The following is a 20,728-nucleotide window of genomic DNA, read 5'->3' as shown; positions in this document are numbered from 1 at the left end:
ATATGCGACTCATGGTTGGAAACATTTATAACAAAAGTTTGGTAACTAACTATAAATAAAAAAACAAGAAAAATAAGAAGTTAAAAATTATAAAAAAAACTATAAAAAAATAAGAAAAATAAGAAGTTAAAATAATGATTTAAAACTTCAAATTAATATTTCCTTCCAATATAAACAGAAAACAAAGACAAACATGAAAGAATCAAGACAAATATAGGATTTCCTGTTTCATATAAAACTAAACCTTTAGAATCATCCAATTTGCCATTCTTTTCTACAGAATTGGAATTTCCACCAGTGCCCACAACTTGAATTTTAGCCTTAACAGTTGAATTTTCAGGATTGAGATTATATGAATCTGTAAATGCATAAGCTTTTAATGTAAAAGTACCCTCTTTAAGAGCCTTTAGCTTAAGAGCAAATTTAGCATTCCCTCCTTCAGGAATATTTACAATCTCCCACATTGACCTTTCCTCATTATAGTCACCCTGTGTCATGGTATAGGAAACAAGTTCAAAGCCGGAAGGAATTTCAAAAAAAACAACTGTATTGTATGCTATACCATCCAATGGCCAAACTACAAAACTTACTTCAAAGGTTTCACCAAGATGCACCTTTTCAGGCCCAACTTCATGAATATACAATTCAATATTTGGAAAATCCTCATAAACCGGACTTTCTTCCATATTCTCATCACTTGAATCATCACTTAAATAGTGTTTAATATCTTTAATAAGAACATCTTTGTCTAAATCATTGTAAGAGTCATCAAGTGCATTATTAGAAGAATCTAAATCAATAGCTTCAGAAGAACCATCAAGAGAACAATCAGAATAATCCAAATCGTTAGAAGAATAATCAATAGAATAATCAGAATAATCTAAACCAATAGCTTCAGAAGAACCATCAAGAGAACAATCAGAATAATCTAAATCAACAGAATCAGAATAATCTGAAACTAAATCTTCAGACGAATCCGAATCAATTGCAGAAACCTGTGAAATTGAAAAGAATAATATCAAAACTAAAAATGTCAATAAAACTCTATTTTTCATAAGCATTCCACTAAATTAAGATTTAAAATCTTTAAAAACCTTAAAAATTAAAATGAATATAAAATTAAACTTAAAAACCTAATTACAACTGAATAACATTCTGTTGAACTTCATCATTGTCTCCATCTTCATATAAAATTTCAGCCAATTTCAATAGCTTCTCCTGTCCCTTAACCTCATCCTTAAATAAAGGAACTTCAGCCACAACCTGATTTCTGAACTTTTGATCAATCAATGCAAGTCTTTTTTGTTGCAGCATATACCTTGAATGGCAGAAGTCACAGTCACAAATGTCAGGCATTACCTGATTTACAATAATGCTGTCAGTTGTAATGTCATATTTATTCAAAGCCTCAATAGCCCTTTCAGATTCATATATAGACATTTCCTCTGGAATAACAACCATCTTGAATGTTGTTCTGTCAGGATTGGATAAAACTGCCTTTGCCTCATCAATTTGTTTCTTGGTTGCCTCCAACTCTTCAGTTGATTGAATGTCATTGTCAGAATCCATAAATGGAATGATGTTTTTCAATGCATTTGCAGCGGTACCCAATTTAGCCTTGGCCTTCATCAATTTTCCAACCCATGAATCCATGACTTCAGGGAAGGACAATAATCTAAGGGTGTGACCTGTTGGTGCAGTGTCAAATACTACAAAATCATATTCATTTGAAGTCATTACAGACAGGAATACCTCAAAAGCGGCTGCCTCATCAGCACCTGGAGATGCAGAAGCCAAATCCATTTGTTCACCTAAGAAATCAAGTCCCATCAATTGGTCTGCATTTGCCATAGTTTTCTGACTTTCCAAAGCTCTTTGCTTTTCTTCCATAGCCCTATCAGGGTCAATTTCAACAGCAAAGAGATTTTCATTAATTTGAACAGGATAATGTCCAATGTTGACCTCTAGTGAATCTGATAATGAATGAGCAGGATCTGTAGAAACAATCAATGTTTTGTTGCCTTGTTTTGCTAACCATAATGCAGTTGCAGAAGAGATTGAAGTCTTGCCAACTCCCCCTTTTCCACCTACAAATATAAAAGTAGTTTCTCCTTTTCTAAATTTAAATAAGTCTTTAAATGCCATGTTAAGCCTCCTCATCTAGATAAAAATTAAAATAACAAGAATTTAAATTAAAACCATCATTATTTTAGTAACATAAAGTTATTTTATTCTCATACCTTATAAATTTTACTTTTTTAAAACATGCCCCCCCTGTTTTTAAAAGAGAGAATAACTAAAAAAAACAATAATAATTAAATAAATACAATAGAAAAATTAAAAAAGTTTAAATACTCATAAACATTAAATTAAAACATTTAAAAAAACTATAAGAAATTATAATAAACTATAAAGAAGATTGCTACTATTTCAAAAATTAATGCCAGTGATATAATGAAAGTAACATTTTTAAATCCTCCCCAAACCAGTTCAAAATATAAATTCTTAGGAGTGGTTGCACCTTCCCTTGGAATCGGATATATGGCAGCCGTTCTTGAACAGAACAATATTGATGTGGATGTTCTTGATAGCTGTGCCCTTGAATTAAGCTATGATGAAATAGGAGAGGAAATAATTAAAAGGAATCCTGACATCATTTCCATAAGTGCACTTACCCCAACAATCGGATCTGCACTTGACTCTGCAGACAAGATAAAATCCGTAAAACCTAACGCAATTGTTGTGCTTGGCGGATACCATCCAAGCTTTGAATACAAATCCGTGCTGGAAGAGGAAAACGTTGATCTTGTTGTGCGTGGCGAAGGGGAATACACCATGCTTGACTTAGTCCAAACAATTGAAGATGGAAGAGACCTTAAAGAAGTTGAAGGCCTAGCATTTAAAGACAAGGATACAGGAGAACTTATAGTTACACCGGATAGACCTATCATCCATGACCTTGACGAATTGCCTTTCCCTGCATTCCATCTGTTCCCTATGGAAAAATATAGGATTCTGAACATTACAACAAATGTGGCAACAATCATAACCACAAGAGGATGTCCAATGCAATGTTCATTCTGCTCATCAGCTGCACTTCACGGAAGATATCTCAGAAGAAGGTCATACATGAATGTTGTTGATGAGATTGAAATGAGGCTTAAGGAAGAAAACATTGACACAATCGCATTCATGGATGACACATTTACGCTGGATGTAAAATTTGTCCGAAATTTCTGTGAGGAAATCAAGAGAAGAAATCTTAAATTCTGGTGGGGATGCACCACAAGGGTGGACACATTAAATGAGGAACTCCTTGAAATGATGAAGGATGCGGGATGCATAACCCTTTTTATGGGAGTTGAAAGTGCAGACCAACAAATGCTTGACAAGATGAACAAGAATATTACAGTTAGCAAAACAATAAATGCATTCAAACTAGCCCGAAAGGTTGGAATCAGAACAATAGCATCCTGCGTTATTGGAATGCCTGAAGACACAAGGGAAAGCATACAAAAAACTATTGAATTTGTAAAAAGCCTAAATCCAAGTTATGCATTATACAGTCTTGCAACCCCATATCCTGGAACAAGGTTCTATAAGGAAACATTTGAAAAGAACCTTATAAAAATCAAGGACTGGTCAAAGTTCACCTTAATAAGCCCTGTTCTTGAAACAATAGACTGCACAAAGGAAGACTTGAGAGACATTCAAAAAAAGGCATTTTTGAAATTTTATCTTAGACCTGGCTATCTAATTAGACAGGTACGGATGGATGGAATGGTACTTCTTAAAACCATCTTTGGAGTAGCTAGACAAATATTAAGCAAGAAAACTAATGGAAACACTGATTACAATAAAACAAATGTAAATTCAGGAAAATAATCCAATATTTCTTTCTTTATTTTATAAAAACAAAATAAAAAAAATCCATTGCCTAAAAAAACACCACCAATTATTCCCTTATTTTTATAAAAACTTTTTTTAAACTATTTTTTACTTAAACTTTTAAAATTAATTTTTTAAAACTTTTTTAAACTATTTTTACTTAAACCCTTTTTAAAATTAATCTTTAAAACTATTTTAACTTAAAATTCCCTTTTAAAATTAACATTTAAAAACTATTTTAATTTAAAATTCCACTTAAATAACCACTACTAAAATTAAAATTAAATTAGCTTACAAAAAAACACCCCCACTAAGCAAGCCAAAAAATAAAAACTAATGAAAATTTTATATTAAATAAAAAAAATAAATATAAATTAATATAATTTATCAAAGAATTTCAATGAAATCCTTTTTATAAATTATCCCAAATGATTTATACTTACAAAAATAATTAAAAATTGTCAAAATGGTGATTTAGTGACTAACGAAATAGAAAAGAAATGGCAGAAAAAATGGGCTGACGCTAAGCTATTTCAATCCGATCCTGATGAAAGAGAAAAACTATTCATTACAGTAGCTTACCCATACCCAAGCGGTGCAATGCATATTGGACACGGCAGAACATATACAGTGCCCGACGTTTATGCAAGATTTAAAAGAATGGGCGGTTACAATGTATTATTCCCAATGGCATGGCACGTAACTGGCGCTCCTGTTATTGGTATTGCAGACAGAATTAAACGTAAAGACCCTTGGACCCTTGATCTATACGAAAGGGTGCACAAGGTTCCTCATGACACCCTTCCTGAATTGGAAGATCCTGAATTTATCGTAAAGTACTTCAGTAACGAATACCATGAGGTAATGGATGACATGGGCTATTCCATTGACTGGAGAAGGGAATTTAGAACAATCGACCCGACCTACAAGAAATTCATTACATGGCAGGCTAAAAAGCTTAAGTCCCTTGGCCTTATCAAGCAAGGGGAACACCCTGTAAAATACTGTCCTCACGATGAAAACCCTGTAGGAGACCATGACTTGCTTGAAGGAGAAGGAGTAGGGGTAAATGAACTTACACTTATCAAATTCGAAGTTGAACCAAAAAAATACATAGTTCCAGCAACTTTCAGACCTGAAACCATCTTTGCTGCAACAAACGTTTGGCTAAACCCTGAAGTTCACTACATAGAGGTTGAAGTAAAATCCGGCGTAAACCAAGGTGAAATCTGGATTATAAGCAATGAGGCTTTCCTTAACCTTTCAAACCAGCATGACCTTGAAATCATAGGAGACATTGACCCTAAGCCTTTAATCGGCAAATATGTAAAGAACCCTCTTAACGGCGAAGACCTGCCAATATTCCCTGCAAGCTTTGTAGACCCTGAATACGGTTCCGGAACAGTATTTTCAGTACCTGCACACGCTCCTGCAGATTATATTGCACTTAGGGACCTTAAGGAAAACGAAGACCTTATTGCAGAATATGGAATTAAGGATGAAGTGGAAAAGGCTGAACCTTTAAATGTGGTTACAGTAAAGGGTTACGGCGAGTTCCCAGCCAAGGAAGTGGTTGAAAGAATGGGAATTGAAAACCAGAACGACCCTAAGGTACAGGATGCTACTGACGAATTATACAAGGCTGAACACAGCAAGGGTTACATCAGCGACCACATTGAAAAGTATGCAGGAAAAAGGGTTGCATACATCAGGGATGAAATCAAGGCAGACATGATTGAAGATGAAAAGGCAGACATAATGTATGACTTTGCCCAAAGGCCTGTAATCTGCAGATGCGGCAACAAGTGTGTTGTAAAGGTCATGGATGACCAATGGTTCATGAGATACGGCGATGAGGAATGGACTGAAAAGACCCAGAAATTACTTGCACAGGAAACTATCATACCTGAGGAAATAAGGTCCAACTTTGAATATTATCTCAATTGGCTTGACGACTGGGCTTGTTCCAGAAGGGTTGGACTTGGAACCAGAGTTCCTTGGGACGACCAATGGCTGATTGAACCTCTTACAGATTCAACAATGTACATGTCCTACTATGCAATTGCAAAATACCTTAAGGAAATGGATCCTGAAGACCTTAATGAGGCATTCTTTGAAAAGGTATTTTTAGATATTGACAGTGATGAAATAAAGGTGGATGATGAGATAATCAATGAAATCCAAAGCGAATTCAATTACTGGTACCCTCTTGACTGGAGATTGTCTGCAAAGGACCTTGTAGGAAATCACTTAAGTTTCCTCATGTTTACACATGCAGCAATATATCCTGAGGAAAAATGGCCTAAGGGAACAGTTGTATTCGGTATGGGACTTCTTGAAGGCAATAAAATGTCATCATCCAAGGGAAATGTCATTTTACTCAAGGATGCAATCGAGGATTACACTGCAGATGTTGTAAGGCTTTTCCTCATGGCATCAGCTGAACCATGGCAAGACTTTGACTGGAGGGAAAAGGAAGTTAGAGGAACCCAAAGACGTCTTGAATGGTTTAGGGAATTTGCTCAAAAAGTTGAAGACATCAAGGGAGAAAAACTCGACCTTTCAAATATTGAGGAAGTCACTCTTGAACGCAGCATTGACAAATGGATGATCAATCAATTGAACAGTCATATCAAGGCTGCAACAGAGGCTCTTGAAGTATTCCAAACCAGACAAGCTCTCCAACATGCATTATTCCTTCTTAAAAAGGACCTTGACCACTATATGTACAGGGTAAAAGACCTTGCACTTAAAAAGGACCCTGCAGTCATCTATGTATTGTCTACACTCCTAAGCGCATGGATTAGATTGCTTGCCCCATTCACCCCTCACACTTCAGAGGAACTTTGGAGCAAATATGGAGGAGAAGGATTTGTCTGTGAAGCTGCATGGCCTGAATATGACGAAAGCCTAATCAGCGAAGAGATAGAAAGATCCGAATCCCTTGTTCAAAACATAGTCAAGGACATAAATGAAATCAAGAATATCGTTGACACAGAACCTGAAAAGATCCACATTTACCTTTCACCTGAATGGAAATGGGACTTGTATAGGATAGCTGACGAAGTTGGAAAACCTGACATCGGTCAAATAATGGGCAAGGCGATAGGCCAAAACATCTATGACGACAAGAAGGAGATTGCAAATGTAGCTAAAAAGATCTCCAGGGAAATGACAAAAACAAGATACATAGGCAAAATCGACGAATCCCAAATATTGAATGACGCTAAGGACTTTATTGAATCTGAGGTAGATTCTGAAGTCATCATTCACACCGACGACAGTTATGATCCGCAAAACAAGGCAAGAAATGCAATGCCTTATAAGCCTGCGTTGTATATTGAATAAATCCCCAGCTTTTCCGGGCCTTCGGCCCGCAAAACCTGGACCAAAATCTTGTCGAGTGGTTTTCGAATTGGAAATCTTTATTAAAACTTTTTTAAACTTTTTAATTTTTTTAACTTTTTTTAACTTTTTTAAAATTTCTTAAACTTTTTTAAAATTTTTTAAACTTTTTTAAACTTTTTTAAACTATTTAAACTATTTTAAACTATTTTAAACTATTTTTATTTTTTAAATCCAATATTAAAAATTAAATAAAAACACCAAAATCCCAAATCCTTTTTCAAGCAAGTAAAAATTTGCTACAAGCAAATATAATCAATATTTTTAAATATTTCTTTTTATAAAATATAATTTAGAATTAATAAATTATTCTTTAAAAAAAATATTGCTAATTAAAGTGAATAATTTTTTAATAAAATAAAATTGACATAATTTTTAAAAAAATTCTTGGAAAAGATAAAATGAGCGATAAAGTAATTTTAGTTGTTAGTTTTGGAACTTCATATAATAATAATCGTGACTTAACAATTGGAGCTATTGAAAAGGCTATTCAGGAAAAATTCCCAGATTATGAAATCAGAAGGGCATTTACCAGCCAAATGATTATAAACAAATTGAAAAAACGTGACAATTTAGAAATTGATAATGTAAATGATGCATTAAAAAGGGCAGTGAATGATGGCGTTAAAACATTAATCATACAACCTACACACATTATGGATGGAACTGAATACCACTTTAAGATTTTAGATGAACTGAAAGGATTCGAAGACAAATTCAAAAAAATCAGCATAGGAAATCCATTGTTAATCACAGAGGATGACCTTGAAAATCTATTGAATATAATTACAAGTGATGATAAAACTGATGAAAATACTGCAATCTGCTTTATGGGACATGGAACACCTGCAGAATCAAATGCAGTTTACACAAAATTACAAAAGAAGTTAATTGAAAAAGAATTTAAGCACTACTACATTGGTACTGTAGAAGCTAAACCAGACTATGACGACGTTTTGGAAATGGTAAAAAAAGGAGATTACAAGAAAATAATCTTAAAGCCTTTAATGGTTGTTGCTGGAGATCATGCCCAAAATGACATGGCTGGAGATGAAGAAGACTCATGGAAATCCATGTTTACATCTGAAGGCTATGAAGTTGAATGTATTGTTGAAGGATTGGCACAATCTGAAGCAATTAGAGACATGTACATTGAACATGTTCAAAAAGCAATTGATGATTTAAATTAATTAATTTAAATCATTTAAACTTTTTTTTAAATTTCATATACTTATTTTTATTAATATTGTTTTAAAGAAACTATTTTACTTATTTTAATAATTTAACTTAAATTATAATTATTTAACTTATTTTACTTATTTTACTTATTTTACTTATTTTACTTATTTTACTTATTTTTAATCAATTTAATCATTAAAAATCTTATTTTAAATAAAAAAACAATTACTGATTTTCATTCATGGCTTTCATTTGCTCCTGCTTATTTTTAAGCTTTAAGGTAAATGCAAATGCAATCAAACTGACAAAAACAGCAATAATCAAACTAAATCTATAACCTACAATTCCTGAAAATGAAGCGATAACTCCTCCCATTAAAGCACCTCCAATCAATTGACCAACACTTGAAAGCATATTGATAATAGCCTGACCAGATCCCCTTTCATATGGCTTTGTCTCACACAAAATAATATACCTTACAGGGGCTCCAATGATGGTAACTGTACCAATACCTACCAAACAACCTGCAATAACAAATAAAATCAAATTAGAAGGATAAACAAACATTGCTATCAATCCAAACACTATAAGTAATGTTCCTATATTCATTATTTTACGTGTTCCTGTTGAATCCAGAATCCTGCCTAAAATAGGAGCGGTAACTGCATTTGCTCCTAAAATTGGAATTAGCATTAAACTGGCCTGCTGATTATCCAATCCCATTGAGAGAATTACAAGTGATGGAATAAAGATAATTGCTGAATAGATTATGCCATAACAAAAGGTTTCAATACATGTAACTGTAATTTCAGGATTTTTAAACATATGAATTGGAATGATAGATTCCTTAGCCTTCAATTCAATTTTTATAAATATTGGCAATATGACTATAAATGCCACAAGATAAGGCAAAACCTTCATTGAAAAAAGACTGTTGATGAAATTATTGGAATCGATTTGGTTTAATCCAAATGCCAATAGGAATGAAAGAACAAATAAAACAAGCAAACCTAAATAATCCATTACAAATTTGCTTTCCTCATTAATCTTCGGCATAATGAAATATGCAGTGAGAAGAAGGATTATGCTAATCGGAAGATTTATTACAAAACACCAATTCCAACCATAAGGTATTAGAGCCGCTCCAACCAAAGGCCCTCCCATGGCAGATATTCCAAATACGCTTCCTAAAATCCCCAATGCTTTTCCACGTTCCTCAAGAGGAAATGTATCTCCAATGAATGCACTTGAAATAGGAAATAGGCCTCCACATCCAAATCCTTGAATGATACGGCCTAAATAGACCATTTCTATATTGAATGAAAATGCTATCAATGCAGAACCTATGCCGAACAATACAATGTCAAGAAGAAATATTTTCCTTCTGCTATAGAAATCTGAAAGCTTTGCCATAAATGGAGATCCTACCATAAATGTAATGACGAATAAAGTGTAAATCCAACTGGATTCCCTACTTGTCAAATGATAGGTCTGCTCAATTGAAGGTAAAACCGGACCTATAATCCCAGTATCAAGTGAACCCATAAATACCCCTATTAAAAAGAGCAGCAATATCAAATTCCTTGTTTTTTTATCTAATTCCACATTCATTTTAATCCCAAAAATAGTTATTAATATCTATTTTGTTTAGATAATATATAAAATTTATAGGAATTTTAAAAAAACATTTCAAATAAAATCAAAAAGGAAGGAAAAAATAATCAAAAAAATAATTTAAATAAAAAAAGAAAAAACCGAAATCCAAAAAAATAAAAAAAGAAAAGGGAAGTTAAAACTCACTTCCAGAAATCAACTTCCTCTAAATTGAGATCAATCGAACTTGCTTCGAATACAGGTGTCTGACCCAATTTTTTCTGCTTTTCATAATCTTTTAAACAATCAACAGCAACCTTAGCAAGAAGTACACAACAAGGCAAGTTGATTAATGTCATACCACCCATAGTAATGTCTGCCATAGCCCAAGCAGCATCCATTGGAATAATTGCTCCAATAAAAACAATCAATGTAGCCACTATATAAAATATATTCATAAATCTTTTTGATGGCTCTTTCTTATTGTTCAAGAAAATCAATGCATTATCCACATAATAAAGATTTCCAATAAGTGTTGTGAATGCAAATAAAACCATTGCAACTGTAATAAATATAGGGCCCATAAAGCCAAACACAGATGAAATTGCATTTTGAACATATGGAGCTCCTGAAACAGCTGCATCTCTTGCTACTCCAGTGGATAAGCACATCAAAGCAGTTGCTGTACATAAAAGCAATGTATCAATATAAACAGACAATGTCTGAGCTAAACCCTGTTTAGCAGGGTGTGAAACATTTGCAGAAGCTGAAGCGTTCGGTGCTGAACCTACACCTGCTTCATTTGAATATAATCCTCTCTTAATACCGTATACCAAACAGGAACCTGCAATTCCTCCAAAAATCGCATGAAAATCAAATGCATCTTGGAAAATTAAAAGGAACATTGCCGGAACATTTTGGATATTAAACAATATTACAATCAGACAGATAATAACATATGAAACTCCCATCAATGGAACAATTGTACTGGTCATCTTAATAATTCTTTTACCTCCACCAAATAAACAATATCCAGTGAATAAGGCAAGCAAAGCACCTATAATAAGAGGAGTTGTAGTCGGATGATAAAAGGAATAATCCATAAATGTTGATTGAAGGTTATATGAACATAAAAGGTTAAATCCTACCGCATATGTAGCGATTAAAAATATACAGAAAAGCATAGCCAACTTATGCTTATGCAAAGCCTCTTCAATATAATATGCAGGACCACCGAAAGCATGTCCTTCAGAATCCTTTCTTTTATAGATTTGAGCCAATGTACTTTCAACGAAAGCTGAGGATGCACCAATAATACACATGAGCCACATCCAGAAACAAGCTCCAGGACCACCAAGACATATCGCTGTTGATACTCCTATAATGTTACCGGTTCCTACCCTTGAAGCGGTTGATACAAGCATGGCCTGCAATGAGGATACTCCATTTTCATCATCAGGAGGTTCCATAAGAATCCGGATAGATTCCCCAAATAACCTAATCTGTACTCCCCTTGTACGTAATGTGAAGTACAATCCTGCAATTGCCATGACAATAATCAGGATAGGGTAATACATGATGCTATCAATTTGATCTAAAATAAAAACTATATCTAACATAGAAATTTCCTTTAAAATAGTCTATTAAGCCTTATAAATAACAAGAATTTTAAAAAATAAAATTAGCCTATGCTTAAAAATTAGCATAATTATTTGCATTAGTTAATTAATTCGGATGAGTAATATTATATTTGTTTTTTATATAATATAATTATTTAACATAACGATGAAAAAAATAAACAAAATTTACTAAAATTAGAAAAAGAATTGAATAATATTTAAAAAAAGATTATAAAAATTAAAAATAGCAAATATTGTTAAGTAAATGATATAAAAGAAAAAACATTTGAAAAAAGTAAAAAAAATAATAAAAAAAAGTTAATAAAAAGAAAAATTAAGGAATCTATACGATTCCTTGAGCGTTCATTGCTTCAACAACTTTCTTGAATCCAGCAATGTTAGCTCCAACTACGTAATTTTTGTCAAATCCGTATTCTTTAGCTGCAGCGTCTGCATTTGCAAAGATGTTTTCCATAATACCTTGAAGTTTAGAGTCAACTTCTTCAAAGGTCCAGGATAATCTTTGGGAGTTTTGAGACATTTCTAAAGCAGAAGTAGCTACTCCACCAGCATTGGAAGCTTTACCTGGTGCGAATAAGACACCGTTTTCTTGTAAGTATTCGGTAGCTTCAATGGTAGTAGGCATGTTTGCACCTTCAGCTACTGCAATTACACCGTTTTCTACTAAGGTTTTAGCATCTTCTAATTGTAATTCATTTTGAGTAGCACATGGGAAAGCGACATCTCCCTTAATGGTCCATACACCTTTACCTTCGTGGTATTCAGCAGATGGTCTTGCTTCAGCATAAGCGGTTAATCTTTCACGTTTTACTTCTTTGATTTCTTTTAATAATTCTACATCAATTCCTTCAGGGTCGTAAATCCAACCGGTAGAATCAGAACAGGTTACAGGTTTAGCTCCTAATTGGATAGCTTTTTCAATTGCGTAAATAGCTACATTACCTGCACCAGATACGATAGCGGTTTTACCTTCTAAGGTTTCACCGTTTGCTTTTAACATAGCATTAGCGAAGTATAATAAACCATATCCAGTTGCTTCAGTTCTTGCTAAAGATCCACCAAAGGTTAATCCTTTACCAGTAAGAACTCCTTCGTATAATCCTCTAATTCTCTTGTATTGACCGAATAAGAAACCGATTTCTCTACCGCCTACACCGATATCTCCAGCAGGAACGTCAGTGTCAGCACCAATGTGTTTGCAGAGTTCAGTCATGAAACTTTGACAGAATGCCATAATTTCTCTGTCGGATTTTCCTTTAGGATCAAAGTTGGATCCACCTTTACCTCCACCAATTGGAAGGCCGGTTAAGGAGTTTTTGAAGATTTGTTCGAAACCTAAGAATTTAATAATACCAACGTTTACGGATGGGTGGAAACGAAGACCTCCTTTGTAAGGTCCGATAGCACTGTTGAATTGTACTCTGTAACCGGTGTTAACTTGTACTTGTCCTTCATCGTCTACCCAAGGAACTCTAAATTTAATTTGTCTTTCTGGGTTAACTAATCTTTCTAAAAGTGCATCTTTTCTGTATTGATCTTCATTTTCTTCAATAACAACTCTTAAAGATTCTAATACTTCTTTTACAGCTTGATGAAACTCAGGTTCATCAGGGTTTTCTTTAACAATTAAGTCAATTACTTCATCAACATATGACATAATTTATTCTCCTAATACTTTAATAATAAGATATTAGACTAAAGACAATTAATTAAATCAATAATTAATTTCATAGACTAAATAATTAATTAAACTAATAATTAATTGATTGATTCAACCATGATAAAAAAAATTCAACTATATTTCAACTAACTATACTTAACTACAAAAGACATTTTAACTATAAAATTTAATCATAGCCAAATCAAACTTAGCAAATATTAGTTTTATTAATTATTAGCAATATTAATTACATTAATATCTTGGACATTCGAATCTAGTTGCCAATCATCATCATTTAAATTCTATACATAAACTATCTAAAGAACCTAAATCATAATGATAGTGGCAAACTATTTCCGATTTTTGATGTCTAATTATAAATTGAATAATATTCAATATAAAGGTACCTATTTTTGAAAAATTAATATTTACAATTCTCTATTAAAAGTTGACAAATAATCTCTTTATGAATAAAATTTTTAAAATTTTTTTAAAAAACATTAAAATAATGCTTTAAATCCAAAATATCACTATGAAAATAAAGATATACAAGTAAACCCTAAAAGTTGACAAAATGAAAAACTTTATAAAAAAGAAGGGATAATAATATAAAATATAGTAAAATTATTAATAATTTCTTTAAAAAATCACCGGAATTTTATAAAAGGAAAATTGCCGATTCGACATTTTTGTCCAAAATAAAACTTTTAAATAATTTAAAAAATATTAAACAAAATATGATATTTTTAACTAATATTAAAAAATGTTTAATTTTTTTATAAAAAAATAAACAATATACGAATAGTTTTTAATAAAACAAATAAAAATTTTATTTGAAAGATCAATTTTATACATCGGCAAGAGTAGGAAATGAAAGTGCCAACGAAAATTGAACAAAATAATAAAGAAATCTAAAAAATACTTAACAAACTAATAATATTGAAGAATAAATATTGAACACTTGAAAAAATGAAAATTTGTGAAAAATTTAAAAAAATAAAAAAAATTTAAAAAAAATTAAAATTACTATCTAAAAATTTTCAAGAAAAAAATAAAAAAATAAAAAATAAAACTCATTCAAGAAAAAAATTAAAGAAAATTAATTATTATATCATGTGATAAATAAAAAAAACCTGTGAAGTGAAAAAATGAAAATTCTAATTTCAAACCTAAAAGGAAAGGAATTGCTGGACATTGCCATGAAAAACAGAATAGACAAGTTAATCTCAGTCTATTCAAATTACAATGAGACAAGCCTGCTTGATCAATACATGACAAAGGAGAACATAAAAATCTCCACTACCAATGCAATTGAAGCCTGCAAACAATTAACAGACATTATAAGAAATTCAAAAGATTCTGAGAATACAATATATGTTGCAACAGATGGAAACTTTATAGGGTCCATATTAAACTTCGTTGCAAATAAGGAAGGGGCAGACTTTATTTATTATAGTTTCAATAACCAAATCATCCAAATGCCTAGATTAAGCATTAACCTGTCAAAAACCAAAATGAATATTTTAAAATCCCTTGAAGAGTCTGAACAGACTGCAATACTAATTGGAAAAAACGTTAATATTTCAAGGGCAATGGTCTATAAACACATTACAAAATTAAAAGAGGATGGACTTGTAGGACAAACAAAACAATACGAAAAATACTATTTAACTGACGCAGGCAAAATGATAATTATTTAAAATGATTAAAAAGAGTGTAAAAATTAAAAATAAAAATTAAAATAAAAATTAAAATAAATAATTAAAATAAAAATTTAAAATAAAAATTTAAAATAAATAATTAAAAAAAGCCTAAAAATAAAAATTAAAAATTAAAAATTAAAAATAAATAATTAAAAATAAAAATTAAAATAAATAATTAAAAAAAAGCCTAAAAATAAAAATAAAAATAAAAAAAGTCTAAAAAATAAAATTAAAATAAAAAAATAAATTAAATAAACTAAAAAATAGTTTATTTAAAAAACCAATTAATATTAAGCTTCAACAGGTTTACCCTTTTCAGCCCATTTAACAGTTCTGGTATTGAATGGTTGTGCAACTGCACTCCATACCAAACTAATTAACCAGTGGGTAATAATCATAACTGCAATGTCGAAAACGGAATAAATTCCAACAAATGCTAAACCGATGAAAACAATATTGTCCACCAATTCACCAATAACAATAGCAGCTAAGTTTTTAGCAGAGGAATAGGATCCTCTATTAAAAATTGTGGTTAATCTTGCATTTACCAAGTTACCAATCACATAACTAATATATGAAGCTACAAGAATTCTTGGAGTTTGGGTAAATACAAATGATAAAGCTGAATCTCCAGTATAGAATGATGGAGATGGTAAGAATAATATTAAAGTAGTCATAAATACGAATAATACATCAGCAGCAATACCTAATGCAATGGTTCTTTGTGCAACCTTTTCACCATAAACCTCTGTAATAACGTTTGTTAAAACATATACCAAAGGATAGATTAAAACTCCTGCAGGAGTTTCCATACCGAAAAAATCAATGTTAATGATCTTTACAGTAATAAGGTTTGCAATTGTAAATGCCATACAGAAGAAAACTGTGAGAATTACTCTTTTTTCTGTAAAATCAAAATCGAAATCCATTTAATCAAACCGTAATAATAATTTTTTTAAAAATTTTTAAAATGTCCAAAACATTGACATTTTTATTTTAAAGATTTAAAATATGCCAAAACTTTAGATTTCTTATTTTTAAAATTAAAAAATAAATAAAATTCCTATTTTTAAACTAAAAAAAACTAAAATTTAGACAATCTTATATGAAATTATAAATTCCATTTGAAAAAAATAAACAGATTAAAAATAAATTATCAAATAAATTTTCAATCGCCATATTAATATTATACTGAAAAGTTTATAATAGTTTCTATTTTAGTTTACAAAAATTAAAGACAAATTGATAAAACTCCATAATAATTGATTTGATTTCAAATCAGAATTTAAACAAAAAGAAGAAAGGAAAAAGGCATTCAAAGGAAATTTAAAAAAAACCTTCAAAATACAAGAATGATTAAGTATAAAAATGATTAAGAATATAATTCTAACTGAAAAAAACTTTTTTTAAGGTATCAATATGACAAAGGATTCAGAACACTTAAGTCCAATTGAGGAAATTAAGAAAGCACACTTGGAAAAAATAGATTATTTCGGAAACAGAAGAAGCACATATGCCCTTTATAAAAAATTCTCAAAAAAATATAATCTTAACCGCAGAGTATTCTTATACATTCTTAATGAAGCTCATAAAGATGTTGGCAGTCCTAAAAGGTATGAAATAAAAAAACAAAAACCTATGAAATTTAAAAAATAAACAATTATTCCCTAAATTTTTAATACTTTTTTTAGAATCCTTATTAAATTTAACTAAAATATTACACAAGTTAAGCAAATTTGTTGATTTTTTACTATTTTTTTAGAAAAAAAACGAAACATTTATAAACTTCAACAACATAATATAATACGATGTGTATATAATTACATATCAGAAATTAAAACAAAATTTTATAATCTCCAATATAAAATAATTATTAATTTCAATCAGTTTAATTTTGAGGATATTGAAAATGACCTTTATTTTAATAAAGTCCTATATAAATTACCTTAAAACTTGTGTATTTATACCTCCCGTATAAATATCTTATTATAAATTACCTAAATACTATAAATACTTATTAATTTTAAAATAGGGTCAAAATATCCTCATTATTTATCACTTTTTTTGTAAATTTTTTTCTTTAATACTATCATCTTTTTTTAAATGATCAACAATATCATTAAAGATTAACTATAAAAGAAAAATAAAATTTACTTTTTTTAAAATATTTCCAAAAAAGTAATACTTTTTTTACTCAAATCAATATTATTTTAGTAAAAATAGGAAATATTTATTAATAAAAACAATAAAACTAAATATAGGATTAACATCCATGGGATTTAGAAAATTAATTTTTTTAATTTTCATCAAAAGGATCATAGTAAGAAATTTTTTATAATTCCATATTATGAAAAATAGCTGTAAAATTTATAAAAAGATAGAAACTAACACTAAACACTATGTTCCTTTTCCAATCCATTTACAAATACTTTTTTTACTTTTTTTAAGAATTTTAAACAAAAAAAACTATTTTATACACATTCCAATTTATTTTTAAACTTTACTTAGTTAATTAATCATAATTAATGGGCTTTTTCTCTTTTTAATAAATTTTATAATTTTTTCAAAGATTTAAAAAATAAAAAGCATGGAAAAATTTAAAAAACTAAAATATAAAAAGTAATACTTTTTTTAAAAAAATAGAAAAAATTAATATTTTCAAAAATGAAAATTTATAGAAAAAATAGAATAAAAACAAACAATTTTAAAAAAATATGAAAAAAATATGAAAAATATGAAAAAATAGATAAAAAATATTAAAAAGAATAAAAAAAAAGAATGAAAATAATAAAAAAAGAATAAAAAGAATAAAAAAAAGAATAAAAACAATAAAAATAACTATAAATCGTCTAGGATTTCTTTAGGAGCTCCTGCAACTTCAACCAAGTATTCCCCTTCCACAATATGTAATTTAGAAGGAATTACAATACAATGAAGTGGACCACCAAAATCAAAATCAATTAAATTCCTAATGTAATCGGCCTTTACCACATTGTCCTTGGATCCGACCCTAGCAATTCCAATAGCTAAACTGTCCTCATCAATCAATCCTTCCCTTCCAAGATTGTCCTTGATTGTCATAAGATTCTCCAGACCTTCATTGACAGTCATATACTTGTCCTTATGTGCCTGAATATCCAAAAGAACCAATGTATGCATGTCCATCTTCAAGTTTTCCTCAATTGCAATATAAGGAGATTTAGGGAAATAATTATATTCCAAATCAGGAAATGGAATTGTGGTAACCTTTCCAAACTTATAAGCCTGAAGACCGGAAATTGCCGGAGCTGATGAAAGAATTGAAGAACCATGAATCACTTCAAATTCAATATTGTCCCTTGCACATTCAACCAAAAAATCAGAATGGGTTGTTGCAATCAAAGGATCTCCACCTGTAATAAGAGCAACATCCATATCCTTTGCCTCCTTTAAAAATACTGATTCCTCTTCCACCTGAGTTCTGTCAAGGACAATAATTTCCTTTCCAATGACAAATTCTATTTTATCAAAATTGGAACCAAATAAACGTGAAGTGAAAAATTCAGCATAAACCTTATCAACTTTCTTCAAGGTTTCAATTCCCTTTAAAGAAATATCCTTTTCATCAAATAAGCCTAAACCTACTAAATAAAACATAAAATCACCTATGGAATAAAATAAAATTAAAAAAGTTCAATAAAATTGATTGAATAAAAATAAGATTAATGATAATAAAAATAAGCAAAATAGTTAATCTAATAAAAAAAAGGGAGCTTAATAACACAGGCCCACCATAAACCTGCTCTAGAACGTTAAAAAGCTACCCTTTTTACACCATACATCACCACTTTATTTTAAAAAAAAAGCGTAGCTGTTTAAATAAACAGCTAATAATATTTTATACATTAATCATATTTAAACTTAATCAATTATATTACAAAAATTTATTAAAAAAGCAATAAAAAAATTCAAAAATAAACCATTTAATAAAGATATATAATTTTTATCCTTTAAAAAAAGAAAAACAAAAAATTTTAATAATTTAGAATATAAGAAAAATTAAAAAAAATATTAATAATTTAAAATATTTGAATTAATTAAAAGATTTAAAATCAAATCAGTTTCCAACCGCCCTGAATTCCATCCATTTACCGCTGAAGTATCTGTAAATGTAAAATCCGGATCTTACAAACCAGTCAATAAACATTGCAATCCATGTTCCAAATACACCTACTCCCATAAAGTCGGAAATGATGTATGCAAAACCGATTCTGCAAATAAACATTACAGCCAAACTTACAACCATAGGCCATTTGGCATCTCCAGCCCCTCTGAATGTACTAGGCAATGTAAAAGCTATTGGCCAAGCGATTATTGCAAATATTCCATGCCAAATAATCATTTCACTTGCCATTGCTGCAGTATGTGGAGACAGATTATACAATCCTAAAACAAATGGCAATATTGCAAATATGAGCAAGTTTATAAGCAAATGAGAAATATAAACAATGATTAGAATCTTCTTATTGTAAAACTTAGCCTGCTCATAATCATTGCTTCCAACACAGCGTGAAATGACTGTTGTCAATCCAAGATTTATTGCAAAACCGGGCAATACTGAAAATATTCCAATTGCATAACCTACTGAATTAGCTGCAATTGCTACTGTACCGAATGTGGAAACCAAACTTAAAACAAGAACCCTTCCCAATTGGAACAATCCGTTTTCAATTCCATAAGGAATTCCAACATCCAAGACCTTCTTAAGGATCTTGAAGTCAAACTTATGCCTTAAGGTCTTATGAATATGCAATTCATTCTTCTCCTGAACAAGGAAATATATTAGGACAAATGCTGCAAGAGCCCTTGCAAAAACAGTAGGAATTGCTACACCCTCAACTCCAAATCCATAGACGAAAAGAAGTATTGCATTACCAATAACATTCAAGATATCGCAAACAAACATTACCAACATTGGAAGCCGCGCATTGCCGCTTGTACGGAAAATGGCAGCTCCTGCATTATAAACCGCAATGAATGGAATTGAAATCGCCATATAACTTAAATAAAGATTTGCAACATTCCAGACATCATCGGAAATCTGTCCAAATAGAAGATTTATCAGAAATGATTTTGCAAAAAGAACAAAAACAGCCATCAATACAGACAATATTGCTGAAAACCAAACCAATTGATTGGAAGAGTCACAAGCCTTTTCCCTTTCACCGTTTCCAAGATATTGCCCTGCAATCACAGCCCCACCAGTTGCAAGGGCTGCAAATGAAAATATCAAAAGCTGCATTAGAAAGTCAACTAGGGAAACACCTGAAATAGCCACTTCACCAAGGGAAGCAACCATCATAGAATCTGCAAGGCCTACAAAAAATTCCAAGCTTTGTTCAATAAGAAGAGGAATAAATAAAGCAAGCAATACCCTATTTGAAAAGAAATATCCCTTCTCCTCTACAATCCTATCTCCCAATAAATCAGTGAAAGTCCTAAATACATTCATAATAAACCATCATGCCTAAAATAAAATTAAATTAATAAATTAAAAAATAAAACTAAAGAATAAAACTAAAGAATAAAACTAAAGAATAAAACTAAAGAATAAACTTAAAGAATAAAACTTAAAGAATAAAACTTAAATAAACTTATTTACCACCAAAAATCCATTAATT

General features: G+C 30.5%; 13 protein-coding genes. 5 read left to right on the top strand and 8 right to left on the bottom strand.

The features are described 5' to 3' along the window. Window positions 1–152: 152 nt before the first annotated feature. Together Q0138_RS06555 and Q0138_RS06550 are read right to left on the bottom strand one after the other, a co-directional pair. Window positions 153–1,055, bottom strand: coding sequence for a BatD family protein (locus tag Q0138_RS06555; protein WP_297982303.1), 903 nt, complete (start codon window positions 1,053–1,055; stop codon window positions 153–155). An 82-nt stretch (window positions 1,056–1,137) separates the two neighbouring features. Then, complete coding sequence (locus Q0138_RS06550) at window positions 1,138–2,160, bottom strand: TRC40/GET3/ArsA family transport-energizing ATPase (protein ID WP_297982281.1); 1,023 nt, start codon at window positions 2,158–2,160, stop codon at window positions 1,138–1,140. Between the two features lie 294 nt (window positions 2,161–2,454). Between Q0138_RS06550 and Q0138_RS06545 the strand changes: the two genes are divergently transcribed. The 3 genes from Q0138_RS06545 (at window position 2,455) to Q0138_RS06535 (ending at window position 8,483) form a co-directional block, all read left to right on the top strand. Further along, a complete protein-coding gene (locus tag Q0138_RS06545; protein WP_297982278.1) occupies window positions 2,455–3,885 on the top strand; it encodes a B12-binding domain-containing radical SAM protein in 1,431 nt (476 codons plus the stop codon). 480 nt (window positions 3,886–4,365) lie between these two features. Further along, complete coding sequence (gene leuS / locus Q0138_RS06540; RefSeq protein WP_297982275.1) at window positions 4,366–7,236, top strand: leucine--tRNA ligase; 2,871 nt, start codon at window positions 4,366–4,368, stop codon at window positions 7,234–7,236. Between the two features lie 458 nt (window positions 7,237–7,694). After that, a complete protein-coding gene (locus Q0138_RS06535; protein ID WP_297982272.1) occupies window positions 7,695–8,483 on the top strand; it encodes a sirohydrochlorin cobaltochelatase in 789 nt (262 codons plus the stop codon). 214 nt (window positions 8,484–8,697) lie between these two features. Here the strand turns inward: Q0138_RS06535 and Q0138_RS06530 are convergent, their stop codons facing one another. The 3 genes from Q0138_RS06530 to gdhA all read right to left on the bottom strand — a co-directional run bounded on the left by Q0138_RS06530 (window position 8,698) and on the right by gdhA (window position 13,362). Further along, window positions 8,698–10,083: an MFS transporter gene (locus Q0138_RS06530; RefSeq protein ID WP_297982269.1), complete on the bottom strand. Its 1,386-nt coding sequence runs from the start codon at window positions 10,081–10,083 to the stop codon at window positions 8,698–8,700. A gap of 185 nt (window positions 10,084–10,268) precedes the next feature. Further along, window positions 10,269–11,684, bottom strand: coding sequence for an alanine/glycine:cation symporter family protein (locus Q0138_RS06525; protein ID WP_297982266.1), 1,416 nt, complete (start codon window positions 11,682–11,684; stop codon window positions 10,269–10,271). A 343-nt stretch (window positions 11,685–12,027) separates the two neighbouring features. After that, the gene (gdhA, locus tag Q0138_RS06520; RefSeq protein WP_297982264.1) at window positions 12,028–13,362 is read right to left on the bottom strand and encodes an NADP-specific glutamate dehydrogenase; all 1,335 of its coding nucleotides are present in this window, start codon (window positions 13,360–13,362) and stop codon (window positions 12,028–12,030) included. Window positions 13,363–14,513: 1,151 nt separating this feature from the next. On the opposite strand from gdhA, the gene Q0138_RS06515 reads away from it, so the two are divergent. Beyond that, window positions 14,514–15,065, top strand: a complete 552-nt coding sequence (locus tag Q0138_RS06515) for a winged helix-turn-helix domain-containing protein (protein WP_297982261.1) — start codon at window positions 14,514–14,516, stop codon at window positions 15,063–15,065. A 293-nt stretch (window positions 15,066–15,358) separates the two neighbouring features. Here the strand turns inward: Q0138_RS06515 and Q0138_RS06510 are convergent, their stop codons facing one another. Continuing rightward, window positions 15,359–15,997: a queuosine precursor transporter gene (locus Q0138_RS06510; protein WP_297982258.1), complete on the bottom strand. Its 639-nt coding sequence runs from the start codon at window positions 15,995–15,997 to the stop codon at window positions 15,359–15,361. 490 nt (window positions 15,998–16,487) lie between these two features. Between Q0138_RS06510 and Q0138_RS06505 the strand changes: the two genes are divergently transcribed. After that, entirely contained in the window at window positions 16,488–16,724 is a 237-nt protein-coding gene (locus tag Q0138_RS06505; RefSeq protein WP_297982255.1) for a hypothetical protein, read from the top strand. Window positions 16,725–17,906: 1,182 nt separating this feature from the next. On the opposite strand, the gene dph5 is transcribed toward Q0138_RS06505, so the two are convergent. Further along, entirely contained in the window at window positions 17,907–18,704 is a 798-nt protein-coding gene (gene dph5 / locus Q0138_RS06500) for a diphthine synthase (RefSeq protein ID WP_297982252.1), read from the bottom strand. A 460-nt stretch (window positions 18,705–19,164) separates the two neighbouring features. Then, window positions 19,165–20,559, bottom strand: coding sequence for an MATE family efflux transporter (locus Q0138_RS06495; protein WP_297982248.1), 1,395 nt, complete (start codon window positions 20,557–20,559; stop codon window positions 19,165–19,167). Window positions 20,560–20,728 lie beyond the last annotated feature (169 nt).

The sequence above is a fragment of the uncultured Methanobrevibacter sp. genome (assembly GCF_937906425.1).
Lineage (GTDB): Archaea > Methanobacteriota > Methanobacteria > Methanobacteriales > Methanobacteriaceae > Methanobrevibacter.
Note: the sequence above shows the minus strand (reverse complement) of the source record. Positions and strands in the feature narration are given on the sequence as shown.